Raw genomic sequence first — 16,930 nt, 5'->3', positions numbered from 1 at the left:
GCATCATTCAAATTCCTTTCATTGTGAAGCTGTAGAGGGTCGAACATCTAAAGGGCATGAATGGTGTCCTTTTTTGGTGTTCTTAAATGGTTATTACTAATAAATGGTATACAAAAATAAAGTTGATTGCAAAATACCTATCAACTTTATTTATCGTACAGCCCTTTTTTCACATAGACACCTTGAAGTATAATAAGAGTCTGAATTACTTAATTTTAGGGGAGTTTTACTGTGAATTTAAAAAATAAATCAACTTGGCTTACGATTATTATTGCACTGGGGTTTTTCGCATTTCTTTTTGGCTGGACTATTTGGCAATTTCACTTTAATTACATGGTCGCAGCATACGATACAATTTTTCATTCGCAAAGAATTTATGAAATCAGATTAGCGTTTCAATCCCATCACCTACCAAGCTGGGTCAACTTCAATACTTTCTTCTTCACCGGTCAGGCTATCAATGGGATGTATCCTGACTTTACTTTATGGCCTTTTGTATTACTTACCAATTTTTTAACACCAATTCATCAAATAATTGCTATCAGAACTTTGATAGCATTGGCTTCATTTATCGTAACCTTTCTATCATTAAATAAACGTTTCAACAGTCATAACGCCGTTATGGCAGCTGCCATTTTTGCCTTATCTGGCTCAGTTCTAAAAGATCTTACCGGTGAGATGCAATCTGGAACAGCGATTATCATGATTTTTATCTTTCCAATTTTCTTTACTTTTAAAGAGATTATTCAAAGTCAACAATTAGATAAAAAGTTGATTATCAAAACGGCTTTATTAATGACGATTGTTGTCAATTCCCATCTCTTAAGTGCAATCACTTTAGGAATCGTTGTGGGAATCTTTTTAATCGTCAACACCGTAATCAAGCACAATTTTAAAGCCTGGTTAAATCTTCTCATCGAGGCTATTTTAACGATTATCCTATCTTTGCCAATAATTTATCGAGTGATGACTATTTCAAAAACGGGCCTGTTATCTCCTTTTGGCAAAGGCAACATTACCAGCCCAACAGTTTTAGGCTTAATCAGCAATCTTGCTTGGGATTCTAAAGCTACTATCAGTCTAACGACTGCTATTCTCTTAGTCGTTTCCTTGATTGGTCTTCGCAAGAATAATTGGCGCAACGTTCTTCCTTGGTATTTAGTTGAATTAGTTTTGATTGTTCTCTCGACTGACATCTTTCCTTGGAAACTCTTCAACAACGTGCCCATTATCAACAACTTCCAAGTTGCCAATTGGCGCTTTGGAATCTTCATTGGCGTAATTCCGATAATTTTGATTTTGAAAACTTTCAAAAAATCACTGGCCTCAATTATTTTGCTAATCATGGTAATTATTAGTTTTCCAATGGCTACTAAAACTGCCATTCATAATCAACATTTCATGGCTGATGACGCTGTTGTTGTTACTAACAATACTCAAAAACAAATTCCGCAAAATAATGTCGTAAAACTTTCATCTACTGGTATTAACAGCGATAAAATCATGCGTTCACTCTTACCTGACTACTCCCCAAACACTACGCCATTGCAACAAGGTACCGATGGGATGTTTTTAGATCAGTCCATCATTTATTTGCTGTCAAATCACCTTGGACAAATTCAAAATAAAGAACTTGCTCTTTATCCCACTACCTCAACTGATAGCGTTACTTGGTCAGGTAAAAACATTCCTTCGGGAAAAATTTCTTTACCTACCTATGGTTATAAATCCTTGGACTATCAAGTTACTGTTAATGGAAAAAAAGTTCCATATTCGCTCAATCAATACAGCTTGATTACTGTTAAAACTAAAAAAATGCATCATGCATCTTTTAAAATAAATTGGCTAACGCCAAAAATTTATTATGTTTTATTAGCTTTTTCTTTATTAATTTTTATCTTGCTTGGTATCAGTCTATTCATCATTTAAAAAAAGAAACCGGACATCATTGTCTGGTTTCTTTTTTTAAACTTTATCGGCTTCAGCCATTTCATTTAATTTTCTTAAACGGTGATTGATACCCGACTTAGAGATAGGTCCGCTTGGCACCATATCGCCCAATTCCTTTAAGGAAACTTCTGGATTCTCAAGTCGTAATACGGCAATTTCTCGTAATTTATCAGGTAAATTTTCTAATCCAACTGTTGCCTGCAAATGCTTAATGTTTTCAACTTGACGTTCAGCTGCTGCCACAGTCTTATTGATATTAGCATTTTCGCAATTGACCAAACGATTAACTGAATTACGCATATCACGCACGATTCGAATATCTTCAAACTTCAGCATCGAGTTGGTTGCTCCGATTACTTGTAAGAAGTCAGCAATTTTTTCAGCTTCCTTCAAATAAGTGATATAGCCATTACGACGTTTAGTTGTTCGAGCATTCAAATGAAAGTGATTCATCATTTGAGCAATGCCGTCATTATGCGTTTCATAGAGTGAATAAATTTCCAAATGATATCTGGAAGTTTCAGGATTATTCACGCTTCCGGTTGCTAGAAAAGCCCCACGTAAGTAGGAACGCATTCTTTGATCTTCATTTAAAACTTCTTCTGGTACATCGGTATTAATCGATAAGCCAGATTCATCTAGAATATCTAGGTCGGTCAAAACTTCATTCGTGCCATGTTTTAAACGAACTAGATATTGGTTGTTCTTTTTTAATTTCATCTTTTTACGCACAATCAATTCTGATTCAATGCCATATTTTTGCTTAAGCAAAGAAAAGATTCTCCTTGCAATGGCAGCATTTTCAGTTTGTGCGGTCAAGACGAAGTGATGGTTTTGCAGACTCAAAGAGCCATTCATCCTTAACAAGGCCGATAACTCAACTCTTGCATGTTCTGGATGAACGACTAATTTCGTTAGCTCCTGTTTCACTTCACTAGCGTAAGAAGCCACTAACGTCTCACCTCATTTTTTCTATTTCCTGATTGTAGAGATAAGTTGATAATTTCTTTAGCAACTTTTTCTCCATCGTGAAAGGCGCCTTTGTCGTGCAATGATAAAAAGTCATCTTGGATAACTTTGCATCCCATTGCTCGCAAACCGCCAAAGTCCGTTTCAACTTGGTTGACATATTCATCATATTTCTTATGATCCATGTAACCGTCTGGTACCTTTCTCGTATTAACAAGTACAGTATCAATAAAATTACCACCTAGGTGGCGATTCAAAACTCGAACGTGATCAGCATCAGTAAAACCTTCTGTTTCACCAATCTGTGTCATGATATTACAAATATAAACAATTTCAGCTGAAGTCTTTTTAACTGCTTCACCAATATCGCTAATCATTAAATTAGGCAAAATACTAGTAAACAAGCTTCCTGGTCCTAAAACCACTACATCAGCCTGCATAATTGAGGCAATAACTGAAATAACAGATTTAGGTTCTTTTTCTGGTTCATCTGAATCAGTGACCCAAACTCGTTTAACATGTTTACCTGAGTGAGTAATTTCATGCTCACCAGCTAATTTAGTTCCGTCAGTAAATTCAGCGTGCAACGTCAATTTGGTATTGCTAGCTGGATAAACATGACCATCAACACGCATCATTTCAGATAGTTCTTGTACGGCATCGAAAATATTAGGTGACATTTCGTTTAAAGCTGCAATAATCAAATTTCCAATCGCATGACCGGAAAAGAAATCATCGTTAGTCTTAAAACGATATTGAAAGACATCCAAATCTACCTTTGGTAAATCAGATAAGGAAGCTAAAACGTTTCTGATATCCCCAGGAGGGACAACGTTGATATAATCGCGAATCACGCCAGATGATCCCCCATCATCAGCTACGGTAACGATTGCGGTAATATTAGCATCCATTCTTCTTAAACTTTTTAGTACAACTGGTAAACCAGTTCCCCCACCTATAACTACAACTCTGGGACGACGTCCTTTAACAACCCGAACTATCCTATTTGTTGCCATGTTCGATTACCTTCTTTTGAGATTTTTCCATGTCACGATGAGTAATGTCTACGTAGTATTTTAATTTCTTCAAATCACTACCAAGACGTTGAGCAATCGCTACTGAACGGTGTTGGCCACCAGTACATCCAATTGCAATCGTTAAACTGGTTTTTCCCTCTTTTTCATATCCGGGAACAATATCCTTTAACAAACTATAAAATTTATCATAGAAATTTTTAGTTTCAGCATCATCCATGACGTAATCATAAACAGCTTTATCTTCACCTGTTTGCGTCTTCAATTCTTTAACATAAAATGGATTTCGCAAAAATCTGACATCCATTACAATATCAGCATCAATGGGCAAACCATATTTAAAGCCAAATGACATCACTTCAATGTGGAAAGCTGGTACTTCTGACGTTTCTTGAAAATTATCGAATATCTCTTCACGAAGCTGTCTCGGAGTCAATTCAGTCGTATCAATTTCGACTGACGCACGACTTCTGATTTCTCCTAAGATTTCTCGCTCTTTTTGAATTCCATCTAATAAACGGCCCTCCATAGCCAAAGGATGACTACGGCGAGTTTCTTTATAACGTGAAACTAATTCTTCATCTGAGGCATTCAAGAAGAGGATTTTCATATCGACTTTTTGATGTTTCTCTTGCTCATCTTCATCCATCTTTGAAAGCATCGAGAAGATTTCATCATAGAAAGATCGTGATCTAATATCCACGACTAGAGCAACTTTTTTGATTTTGCCGGATTCGTGGACTAGCTCCCAAAATTTAGGAAGCAAGTTTGGTGGCATATTATCAATGCAAAAATAGCCTAAATCTTCAAAAGATTGCATTGCAACAGTCTTACCTGCACCACTCATTCCGGTTACGATAACCAAACTAAGCATATCTTCTGCCATACTGCACCTCACATTCGAATATAAGCATAACACAACAAGCCGGGCGTGTCAGTTTTTAAGTGATAATTAAAATTATTCTTAAAAATTGCTTCTTGAATATCAAAAAAATTATTAATACGGACAAATAGTACAGATACCGCTTTAACCGTATAAAATATTTGGTAGTCCGTTTAATTCGGAATTAATATTACCCCGAATCTTAAAAAGGGGTGATTTCAATTATGATTTTAAACAAAAAAATTATTGCTCTAGGTGTCTTCTTATTCTCCGCTACAACCTTAACGACAACTGTAAAAGCTGATATCACAACTCAAACTGAACCAACTGCCACCTCTACCAATGCTAGTGACACACAAACTGGTTCTGTCGCAACAACTAGTTCGCAAACAACCAATGAAAATACGAATAATTCCACTAATTCCACGCAAGCGACGCCATCTTCAAATACGACGAGTCCCTCCACAAATCAAACTGCTGCTGGTACTGATACCAATGCAACCTCAACTACAGCCACATCCCCAGCAAAAACTTCTCCGCCAACTACTTCAAGCGCATCATCTACATCAACTATTTCAACTGTAACTACGCCAACGTCTCCAGTAACTGCACCAACAGATGATACTCCTTTGACCATAACTGATCCTCTATTGGAAAAAGTTTTTAAACAGACATTAAATATTCCTGATAGTGGAAATATTACTGCTAGCGACATCAAAAATTATCAAGGCGGAACTTTTAATGCTAGCGTCATCAAATACCTAGCAACCACATCTGGCACTTCAATGAACGTCACTCAAACGACGCCTATTGAAAGTCTTAATGGCATGCAATATTTACAAATGTTACCAGCTAATACCAAAGTTTATTTCCAAGCTAAATTAGCGTCAGATGCTAATTCAGATCAAGATTTAACGCCACTAGATAATCTAAACTTTTCTTATTTCAATCTAACTGGCAATTTTAACAATTACTCTCAAAAAGAAATCGACGTCAGTCAATTAACAAAGTTAAATGTCCAAAATGCAACTGTAGTCGCTCTTAATGGTAATCTCGATGTTTCTTATAACTCTGGTATCAACGACCCACAATTAGCAGAAATTGGCCCTTGGTTGGTTAATTATGCTAATAGTGCTACCTCTGCCAATATTCAATTAGGAAACAGTGCTATTACTGACTTAACTCCTCTGAAAGGAACTGAGACCGGCAATAATGTTTCGATTATTGCTGAAAATAACGTCAATTATATCAAGACGCCCATTTATGCGGTCAGCAATCAACCGATTGCAATCACTGCCAGTCCTGTTTTAGGACTTGATGGCGATGATTTAGCCAGTGGCTATCACTTCTCTAATTCCGTTCCTCAACAATATTTAACAACTGATAATTTGACCAATTTAGGTAACGACAAATATATTTTGGAACATCCCGACCCCACTGCTCAAGTTATCTCTTATGGTTATGTTGGTTTTGGGTACGGTTCTGATCCTAATAACTTCGTCAATAAAAATTACGGCAATGCCAATTTAAATTACTTTATTTTAAATGGTCAACCAGTAATTTGGCAGGCACATCCCAATGTAACTATCAATTACCTCGATACTGACCAACAGCCAATCATCGAAGATGGAACTCCTTTAGTCAAAACTATCAATGGAGTCAATATTGGTGATGCTTACGACCTGACTGACGACGCTTTGGTTCCTGGATATGAATTAGCCAGTTCGCCTGAACTCTTGACGGGTAATTACACTCAAAATCCTCAAGTAGTCAATCTGATTTTCTCACCAATAGAGATTCAAAATGAAGAACCTATCGAATCCCCTATCACGACACCACCTGCTACTGAAACAAATAACTCGAATTTGATTCCAGTTTATGATAGCTCCGGTAAATTAGTCACAGGTTCAAAGGTCAATGCTACTAATGCCAATATTCTTTCGACTATGAGACAAGACAAGCAAACATTTTATCAATTAAATACCGGACAATGGGTCAAAGCATCTGACTACTTTGCTCAACAAAATCCCGAAAATGTCGTCAGAACTTTTGGTGCTGATACTCGTCTGGTCGACCAAAATGACAAAACTATCAGTATTAAACTAGTCCCTAATAGCGAATGGAATCACTTTAAGATTGTTACTATGAATGGTCAACAATTTTATGAAGTTGCCAACAACGAATACTTAGCTGTCGACAGTGCTGTCTTCTTCACTCCCTTAATTAACGAGCAAGCTATTCATTTAACTCAAACAAGTCAAGTTTACAACTCTAAGGGACAAACTATTAATATTGCTTTTTCTCCTAACAGCGAATGGTTCTGCGATGGCTTCGCAAAAATCGATGGTACGTTAATGTATCGAATAGGAAATGACGAATGGATCAAAGAGAGCAATCTCTATTCTTATAAATCCGTCAAAACTGTTATCAAATTGACCAAAAAAGCTGTTGTTTACAACGAATTCGGTCAAAAACTCTCCTTAACTTTACCAAGTGATTCGGCCTGGAAAGTTGACCAAGTGGCTACGATTAATGGCGTCAATTACTACCGCGTCGCAACGAATAAATTCATCAAGGTAGATTAGACTTTTTAAGTACGCAAATAAGCATGACAACAGTCTTAGTTGCCATGCTTATTTTTATCTAAATTTTATTTTCTGATTTAGCTTGAGCTTCTTTAGTCCGTTTCGTATCACGAAGCAAAACTGGTTTCAAATATTGACCAGTATAACTTTTCTTAACTTCACTAACATCCTCTGGAGTTCCAGTAGCGACGATATCGCCTCCACCTTCACCACCATCTGGGCCTAAATCAATTAGCCAATCAGCTGACTTAACAACATCTAAATTGTGTTCAATTACTAGAACAGTATTGCCTTCGTCAACTAATCTTTGCAAGACAGCCAATAAACGTTTGATATCGTCCGTATGCAAACCAGTTGTAGGTTCATCAAGAATATAAAAATTCTTGCCATTAGACTTCTTATAAAGTTCAGAAGCCAACTTCATTCTTTGAGCTTCACCACCAGATAATTGCGTAGCAGATTGTCCCAAAGAAACGTAGCCTAATCCAACATCCTTGATAGTTTGCAATTTACGTCTAATCTTAGGAATATTGCTAAAGAAATCAAGAGCTTCAGAAACCTTCATATCAAGAACTTGAGCAATATTTTTACCTTTATAAGTAACTTCAAGCGTTTCGGAGTTATAGCGAGTTCCATGACAAACTTCGCAAGGAACGTAAACATCAGGCAAGAAGTTCATCTCAATCTTAATAATTCCATCGCCGTGACAGTTTTCACAACGTCCGCCTTTGATATTAAAGGAGAACCTGCCCTTCTTATAACCTCTGAGCTTAGCTTCATTAGTTTGAGCAAATAAATCTCTGATATTATCGAAGACGCCGGTATAAGTAGCTGGATTGCTTCGTGGAGTCCGACCAATTGGACTTTGATCGATAGCAATCATCTTCTCGAGATTTTCATAGCCAGTAATCTTCTTATATTTACCAGGTTTTTGTGAATTATGATTCATCTTTTGAGCCAAAGCCCGTTTGAGAATCATATTGACCAAAGTAGATTTACCTGAACCCGAAACTCCTGTCACAACAATGAATTTACCCAAAGGAAACTTAACGTTTAGTTTCTTAAGATTATTTTCTTCAGCACCGAATACTTCGACGAATTCGCCATTGCCCTTGCGTCGCTCTAAAGGAACAGGAACAAACTTCTTACCAGCCAAATATTGACCAGTCAACGACTTAGGATTTTTTTCAACTTCTGCTGGAGTTCCAGCTGCTACGATTTGACCACCGGCTTCACCAGCACCTGGTCCTACATCAATCAAATAGTCAGCTGCTCGCATCGTATCTTCATCATGTTCGACCACGATTAAAGTATTGCCTAAATCACGCATTTTCTTAAGTGAATTAATCAAACGGTCATTATCTCTTTGATGCAATCCAATTGAGGGTTCATCCAAAATATACATGACGCCAGATAGATTAGAACCAATCTGAGTAGCCAAACGAATTCTTTGTGCTTCACCACCAGATAAGGTTCCTGCAGAACGTGACAATGATAAATATTCCAAACCAACATTAATCAAAAAACTAAGTCTATCCTTAACTTCTTTTAAAATTGGTTTAGCAATAACAGTATCTTGTTCACCAAATTTTGTAGCTTTAAAGAATGGCAATTCATTCTTAATCGACATATCTGATACTTCAGCAATATCTTTGCCAGAAATTTTAACGGCTAGTGCTTTACGATTCAATCTCTTGCCATGACAAACAGGACATTGCAATTCAGTCATATATTTACGCATTACTTCACGTGTAAAATCACTATTAGTTTCGTGATAACGGCGTTTAACATTTGGAATCACGCCTTCAAATGGTACATCGACATCACGAACGCCACCAAAATCACTTTCATAATGAAAGTGGAAAGTTTTGCCATCAGAACCATATAAAACAGTGTTTTGATCTTCTTTTGACATTTTTTCAAAGGGTGTATTCATATCAATGCCAAATGCTTTGCAAGCTTGAGCCAACAATTCAGGATAATACTGCGAACTGATTGGGTTCCATGGCATTAATGCGCCTTCAGCTAAAGTCTTAGTTTGATCAGGGACGACTAAATCTAAGTCGACTTCAAGTTTGATGCCTAAACCATCACAGTTATCGCAAGCTCCAAAAGGAGCATTGAACGAGAATAAACGTGGTTCTAACTCGCCGACTGTAAAACCACAAATTGGACAGGCATTCTTTTCAGAGAAGACCATCATATCAGAACCAATAACGTCAACATTCATATATCCATCCGAAAGTCTTAAAGCAGCTTCGACAGAATCAAACAAACGTGACTTGATATGGTCATTGATAACGATTCTATCGACCACGACATCGATACTGTGTTTCTTATTCTTATCCAATTCAATATCTTCACCGATATCTCGAGTTTCGCCATCAACTCTAATTCTGACGTAACCTTGTTTTTTAATTTGATTCAAGGCTTTTTTATGTTGACCACGTTTTGATCTAACTACTGGCGAAAGAATTTGCAGTTTAGTTCTATCGCCTAACTTCAAAATAGCATCGACCATTTGTTGAGCTGACTGACTGGTAATCTTAGTCCCATCATTAGGACAGATTGGCGTTCCAACACGTGCCCACAACAAACGTAAATAATCATTGATTTCAGTAACCGTTCCAACAGTCGAACGAGGATTTTTTGAAGTCGTCTTTTGGTCAATGGAAATTGCTGGACTTAAACCATCAATCGAATCAACATCTGGTTTATCCATCTGGCCTAAAAATTGACGCGCATAAGAAGACAAACTTTCAACATATCTTCTTTGTCCCTCAGCATACAAAGTATCAAAGGCTAATGAACTCTTTCCTGAGCCAGATAAACCAGTCATAACAACCAGTTTATCTCGAGGTATCGTTACGTTAACATTTTTTAAATTGTGTGCTCTGGCGCCATGAATAACAATTTTATCATTTAACATACTATTTTATTTCCGCCTTTAATTCCAAAATCGTATCACGCAAATTGGCAGCTGCCTCAAAGTCTAGTTTCTTAGCAGCAGATTCCATTTGTTCTGTTAGATTGGCAAGAAGCTCTTGTCGATCCTTTTTACTCATATCCTTGAAGTCGATATCATCATCGATCTTTTCTTCCTCAGATGAAGAATTATCGACTTTCTGGAACATTGAAATTGCATCCCTGATTGGTTTAACAATTGTTTTAGGAGTTATTCCATGTTCTTCATTGAATTTCTTTTGAATGCGACGACGACGAGCTGTGGCATCGATTGCGCCTCGCATCGAATCAGTAATTGAATCAGCGTACATGATAACTTTACCATGTTCATTTCTTGAGGCACGACCAATAATCTGAACTAAAGAACGTTCAGCTCGTAAAAATCCTTCTTTATCAGCATCAAGAATAGCAATCAAAGAAACTTCAGGAACATCGATTCCTTCACGCAGCAAATTAATTCCAATCAAAACATCAAACTTGCCTAAACGTAAATCACGAATAATCTTTGAACGTTCCAAAGTCTTGATATCGCTATGCAAATAACGAACCTTGATTCCTAAATCTTTGAAATAGTCAGTTAAATCTTCTGCCATCTTCTTAGTTAAAGTGGTGACAAAGACACGCTCGTGCTTTTCGACACGGTCATTTATTTCAGATACTAAATCATCAATCTGACCCATAATTGGTCGAACTTCAATCTTTGGATCAAGCAAACCAGTTGGTCGAATAATTTGTTCTGCCAAATGATTCGTTCGGTCTAACTCATAAGGGCCTGGAGTTGCCGAAACATAAAGGATTCGATTGACATGCTGTTCAAACTCATTCAATTTTAAGGGACGATTATCTAAAGCACTAGGTAATCTAAATCCATAGTCGACCAATTGTTGCTTTCTAGCACGATCGCCATTATACATCCCTCTAATCTGAGGCATAGTAACGTGAGATTCATCAATCATGATATTAAAATCTTTAGGGAAAAAGTCTAGTAAGGTAAATGGAGGTTCACCTTCAGCTCTTCCTTCCATATGACGCGAATAATTTTCGATTCCAGAAGTGTAACCCATTTCTCGCATCATTTCGATATCATATTCAGTTCTTTGTTTAATACGTTGAGCCTCCAACAATTTACCTTCTTTAGTAAATTTCTCAACTTGTTGATCCATTTCATCTTTAATTCGTTTCAAAGCTTCGTCCATTTTTGCATCACTAATCATAAAGTGAGTGGCAGGGAATATTCCGATATGGTCCATTGAACCCTTAACCTCACCAGTTAGTGGATCCATTTCGATGATACGATCGATTTCATCACCAAAAAACTCCACCCGAAGAGCATTGTCATCGTTTGAAGCTGGGAAAATATCGACTACGTCGCCACGAACACGGAAACGTCCACGTTGAAAATCAATATCGTTTCGCTCAAATTGATTTTCGACTAATTCTTCTAATAGCTTATCTCGTGGGATCTCTTGGCCGACTCTTAGAGAAATAATACTATCCGCATATTCTCTTGGATCACCTAAACCAAAGATACAAGAAACTGAAGCAACGATGATAACATCATTGCGCTCCAATAGTGAACTTGTGGCCGCATGCCGTAATTTATCGATTTCATCATTAATGCTGGAATCTTTTTCAATATAAGTATCACTTGAAGGAACATAGGCTTCAGGTTGGTAATAATCATAGTAACTGACAAAATACTCAACGGCATTGTGGGGGAAGAATTCCTTCATTTCACCATATAATTGGCCAGCTAAAGTTTTATTGTGAGAAATAATTAAAGTTGGCTTATTGAGATTTTTAATGACATTAGCCATGGTAAAAGTCTTACCAGTACCAGTGGCACCCTCAAGGACTACCTCTTTATCGCCCGCTTTAAAATCATCTGTAATTTTATTGATTGCTTGAGCTTGGTCTCCAGCTGGAGAATACTTTGAAACCAAATCAAACTTATTATCGTTAACTCTATCTATCACGGATTAACTTACCCCCTTAAGCTAAAAAATACATCTAACCCACGCATACGAATTAGATGTAATTTATGTCTTTATTTCACTGGGTCTATATTACCATAGCGAACATATTTTCGCTATATATTTACTTACTTGTTGTCAAACGTGGCAACATTAGAAAAATTGCCAAGCCAATCATAAATAAAATACTCAAGGAAGCAGCGCCAATGGTCGACTTACCAGTAACTTGGGTCACGATTCCTACTAGAACTGGTCCCATAACAGCTGAAAACTTTCCTAAAATATTATAAAATCCGAAAAATTCACTTCCAGAATCCTTAGGAATCAACTTGCCAAAATAAGATCTGCTCAATGCTTGAATACCACCTTGGCTAGTTCCAACAAGAACAGCTAAAATCCAAAAATCAACTGCTGAATGTAATTTTAAAGCATACAAACAAATTCCAAAATACAAGACGATAGCTAACAAAATTCCTTTACGAGCTGAGAATCGATTAGCAATCCAACCATATAAAATTGAAAATGGAAAAGCGACTAACTGTACCACTAACAAAACTAACATCAAAATGGTCGTGGAAATTCCCATATCCATCCCAATTGAAGTCGCCATCGTAAAAATAGTATCGACTCCATCTATATAGAAGAAATAAGCTACTAAAAACCAAGCTGCAGCTTTATATTTTTTTAAATGAGTAATCGTCATCCAAACTCTTTTGAAACTAGACGTGATCGGATGCGGATTCTCAGGCAACGAATAAACTTGACGAACATTTTTTAACATTGGTATAAAGAAAATCAACCACCAAACTGCTGCTAAAAGAAAACTCCAGCGAGCAACACCGTAACTGAACAACATCCCAAAGCCACTCGTCAATTGTAAAACTAAAAACAAAATAAACGCTAAAACTCCACCTAAATAACCAAAAGCATAACCATTTGATGAAAGTGAATCCATCTGACGATTATCTGAAACATCTGTCAAAAAACTATCATAGAATAAGTTCCCAGCGGAATAACCAATTATCGACAGAATAAAAACACCTAATAATAAATGCCATTGACTCGGCGGTACTAACGCTAAACCAAAAGTCATAATAATTCCTAAAAATGAAAAATAACTCAAAAGTTTTTTCTTGTGATGTGGATAATCAGCTAAAGCACCTAAAACCGGCGCTAAAACTGACACAATCAAAGTTCCAAAACTATTAGCATATCCCCAAAAGGCTGTGGCATTAGCCTGAGATACACCTGCATTTTGGGCAACCGACTTGAAATAAACTGGCAAAACTGCTGTCGTGACAATTATTCCATAGCCGGAATTAGCCCAATCATAAAAAATCCAACTCCACTGCTTTTTATTAAAACCCATAATCTCCTCTAATCTAATTCAAGAAAATGTCATCAATCGCATGTCCTGCCAATGGTTCTGGAAATTCCAAACCTAATAGCTTAGCAAACGTTGGTGCTTCATCAACCAAATTAGCCTTCTTTACTGTATGATTTTTCTTGACCATTGGACCATTAAAGGCAATTGTCGTCTTATAGTCTGGCTTCAATGGGTCATAACCATGAACGCCACGATAGCGGTCAGCATTCCCCATCATTTGTGGTAAAACTTTTTCCACCACTTGTGCACGGTCGCTTTCATCGGTGAAGTAATATCCAGCTTTAGCCTCAACCATTAGCGTACATTCTGGATCAGCACCTCTAGTTATAGCTTCTTGAGCTGAATAAATCTTTTCGACGCCTTCAACATCTGAAATCAAGTCTTTCAAACGCTTCATCTGGTCAAAATTTTTCGTGTAAATATAAGTACAGCCATCACACGTCTTAGCCATGACTTGCCAATCTTTTTTGAATGTTTGATCAGGCTTTGACGTTAACCAGCCTCTCTTGGCAAATAAAGTATTCAAATGAATCATCTTATTGACATTTATTTGATAGTGATCGCCTAAAATAACAAAATTGGTATCATTAAAAGTTCCTGCTTCTCTAGTTGCCTCAATTACTTGCTTGACATGCTTATCTAATCGACTTAAAGCTTGCATAGCCTCATCAGAACGGACCCCATAACGGTGACGCATACTGTCCATATCCACTAAATGAAGCAAAGTTAAATTAGGTCGTTTGTTCTTAATTGTATCGACGGCACAGGCAGTAATAAAATCATCCAATTGTGGCTGTTTGATGCCATTACGTAATTTACCGTATTTTTTATCCATTTCTAAAATAAACAATGGCGAACTAGCTTTCAAAGAAACTAAAACTTGATTCGTCCAAATCCGATTTGGAAAAATCTCAGCCAAGTTATAGTCAATCTTGCTGCCAGCTGTGACTGGCCACAAAAAGGCTGCCGTTTTGAGGTTCTTTTGTCTTGCTAAATCATAAAGAGTTGGCGATTTAACGTCTTTTTGATACCAGAACCAATCAGGCGAACGACGTTGTGGCTGAATTTTAGTATTATTAACGATTCCGTGAACCTTAGGGTATTGTCCTGTAATAATCGTCGTGTGCGAAGGATAAGTCAGAGTTGGATAAATTCCTGTAACTTCTTTGATCCAAGTTCCACCAGAAACTAGCTTATTCAAGGTTGGCAATTCAGCTTGATGTTCATTGATGTCACGATATCCCAATGAATCAAGCGAAATAATGACTAAATGTTGATTGACTGTCAATTTAATTTCCCCTTTTTTACTACATGAAAGTATTATATCGCAGTTGGCAAATCCTTGTAATTTCTCCAAAAAGCAATTAGATTTTCTAAAACAAAAAAATATGGTAATCATTTTTTGATTACCATACATTATTAAGATTAAATTTAAATTTTATTCCCAACCTTCGATTACTTTACCAAAATCAGCCAATTTCTTATTAGCATTATCTTCAGTATCGCTCTTAACGCCGATATAGAATTTCATCTTAGGTTCAGTACCAGAAGGTCTTGCAGCAATCCAAGTATCGTCAGCTAAGACATACTTCAAAACATTAGCCTTAGGTAAACCAGTTTCTTTAGTACCAGATTCTGTGACATCAGTATCATTTAAGTAGTCAATCGATTCAACGACCTTTACGCCATTGACCTCATCGATGCCTTCTTCACGTAATGTTTTCATGATTTGAGCCATCTTATCCTTACCAGAAATACCAGCAAAAGTCTTTGAAATAGTCTTTTCGCGGTAATAACCGAATTCTTTGTACAAGTCTTCCAAAGCATCGTAGATAGTCTTACCTTTTGATTCGTAGAAAGCAGCAGCTTCAGCCAGTAACAATGTTGATTGCATAGCATCCTTATCACGCACGAAAGGTTTGACTAAATATCCATAACTTTCTTCAAAACCAAATAAAAATTCATTGCTGCCAGTTTCTTCAAAGTGTTCAATTTTTTCAGCAATATATTTGAAACCAGTCAAAACATTGAACATCTTGATATTGTATTTATCAGCAATGGCAGTTGCTAGTTCGGAAGAAACAATTGATTTAACGACCGCACCATTTTCAGGCAACTTATTTAGATTCTTCTTGGCTTGTAACAAGTAATTCAACAAGACAGAAGCAATTTGATTACCAGTCATCAATTTGTAAGAACCATCTGGTTGTCTGACGGCAGCACCTAATCTATCAGCATCGGGATCAGTGGCAATCAAAATATTTGCACCGATTTTTTTACCACGTTCAATTGCCAAATCAAATGTTTGAGCAAATTCTGGATTAGGGAAAGGTGTTGTTGCAAATTCTGGGTCAAGGATTGCTTGTTCAGTCACCATTTCAAAGTTCTTGAAGCCTAACTTTTGAAAAATTCTTGGAGCAATCATTTTACCAGTACCATGAAGTGGTGAATAAACAAACTTCATCTTGTCGCCGACATCTTTAATCAACTTAGGATCAACGATTACCGTTTCAAGATTCTTCATATAGTCTAAATCAACATCTTCACCGATTAGTTTTAGTAATTTTTCGCTTCTCAATTTTGTAACCGGCATAACTTTGATTGCAAATAAATCGCTCGCCTTACGAGCAAAACTAGTAATATTATCTGATTCCTTAGGTGGCATTTGTCCACCATCTGGACCATAGATTTTAAAACCATTGTATTGTTTAGGATTATGGCTAGCTGTAATCATGATACCTGCATAAGCATGCAAATCTCTTACAGCAAAAGATAATTCTGGAGTTGGTCTTAAACTGTCGAAAACATAACTGTGAATACCATGAATGCCTAGAACTTTAGCGGATTCATAAGCAAAGTCCTGTGAATAGTAGCGTGAATCATAACTAATTGCTACACCTTGCTTCTTAACTTTTTCATCCAAGGTGTCCATAAATGATGCCAATCCCTCAGTCGCTTGACGAACAGTATAAATATTCATGCGATTGATACCAGGACCAATCAAACCACGCATACCAGCTGTACCAAACTCCATAGGTTCATAAAATGCCTCTTCAGCCACTTTATCGTCTTGCTTCATTTCATTTAGTTGCTCTTTCATGTCTGGATCCAAATCTTTATAATCGAGCCATTCTTGCATATTATCTTGCCACGACATTAAAATTGTCCTCCTAATTTGTAAGTAC

At 36.9% G+C, this 16,930-nt stretch carries 10 protein-coding genes; 2 read left to right on the top strand and 8 right to left on the bottom strand.

From position 1 onward, the window contains the following. Positions 1–231 precede the first annotated feature (231 nt). On the top strand, positions 232–1,929 hold the full coding sequence (locus FHL05_RS02155) for a glycosyltransferase family protein (RefSeq protein WP_153521929.1): 1,698 nt from the start codon (positions 232–234) through the stop codon (positions 1,927–1,929). Positions 1,930–1,965: 36 nt separating this feature from the next. Here FHL05_RS02155 and whiA read toward each other — a convergent pair whose 3' ends face one another. The 3 genes from whiA to rapZ are packed head-to-tail and all read right to left on the bottom strand — an operon-like array spanning position 1,966 to position 4,839. Then, positions 1,966–2,901: a DNA-binding protein WhiA gene (whiA, locus tag FHL05_RS02150; protein ID WP_162000166.1), complete on the bottom strand. Its 936-nt coding sequence runs from the start codon at positions 2,899–2,901 to the stop codon at positions 1,966–1,968. Next, positions 2,901–3,935: a gluconeogenesis factor YvcK family protein gene (locus tag FHL05_RS02145; RefSeq protein WP_153385216.1), complete on the bottom strand. Its 1,035-nt coding sequence runs from the start codon at positions 3,933–3,935 to the stop codon at positions 2,901–2,903. Before FHL05_RS02145 ends, whiA begins: the two co-directional genes overlap by 1 nt. After that, on the bottom strand, positions 3,922–4,839 hold the full coding sequence (gene rapZ / locus FHL05_RS02140) for an RNase adapter RapZ (RefSeq protein ID WP_153385217.1): 918 nt from the start codon (positions 4,837–4,839) through the stop codon (positions 3,922–3,924). Before rapZ ends, FHL05_RS02145 begins: the two co-directional genes overlap by 14 nt. Positions 4,840–5,060: 221 nt before the next feature. On the opposite strand from rapZ, the gene FHL05_RS02135 reads away from it, so the two are divergent. Beyond that, entirely contained in the window at positions 5,061–7,421 is a 2,361-nt protein-coding gene (locus FHL05_RS02135; protein ID WP_153385218.1) for an SLAP domain-containing protein, read from the top strand. Positions 7,422–7,479: 58 nt separating this feature from the next. On the opposite strand, the gene uvrA is transcribed toward FHL05_RS02135, so the two are convergent. The 5 genes from uvrA to FHL05_RS02110 all read right to left on the bottom strand — a co-directional run bounded on the left by uvrA (position 7,480) and on the right by FHL05_RS02110 (position 16,902). Continuing rightward, positions 7,480–10,350, bottom strand: a complete 2,871-nt coding sequence (uvrA, locus tag FHL05_RS02130; protein WP_153385219.1) for an excinuclease ABC subunit UvrA — start codon at positions 10,348–10,350, stop codon at positions 7,480–7,482. 1 nt (position 10,351) lies between these two features. Continuing rightward, positions 10,352–12,361, bottom strand: coding sequence for an excinuclease ABC subunit UvrB (gene uvrB, locus FHL05_RS02125; protein ID WP_162000165.1), 2,010 nt, complete (start codon positions 12,359–12,361; stop codon positions 10,352–10,354). Positions 12,362–12,482: 121 nt separating this feature from the next. Further along, entirely contained in the window at positions 12,483–13,727 is a 1,245-nt protein-coding gene (locus FHL05_RS02120; RefSeq protein WP_153385220.1) for an MFS transporter, read from the bottom strand. Positions 13,728–13,740: 13 nt separating this feature from the next. Further along, positions 13,741–15,033 carry an alkaline phosphatase family protein gene (locus tag FHL05_RS02115; RefSeq protein WP_153385221.1) on the bottom strand — a complete coding sequence of 431 codons (1,293 nt, stop codon included), beginning with the start codon at positions 15,031–15,033 and terminating at the stop codon, positions 13,741–13,743. A gap of 150 nt (positions 15,034–15,183) precedes the next feature. Continuing rightward, positions 15,184–16,902, bottom strand: a complete 1,719-nt coding sequence (locus FHL05_RS02110) for a phospho-sugar mutase (RefSeq protein WP_153385222.1) — start codon at positions 16,900–16,902, stop codon at positions 15,184–15,186. Positions 16,903–16,930 lie beyond the last annotated feature (28 nt).

The sequence above is a fragment of the Companilactobacillus halodurans genome, from assembly GCF_009600995.1.
Taxonomy (GTDB): Bacteria; Bacillota; Bacilli; order Lactobacillales; family Lactobacillaceae; genus Companilactobacillus; species Companilactobacillus halodurans.
The sequence above is the reverse complement of the archived record's forward strand: the minus strand, read 5'-3'. Positions and strand labels throughout refer to the sequence as shown.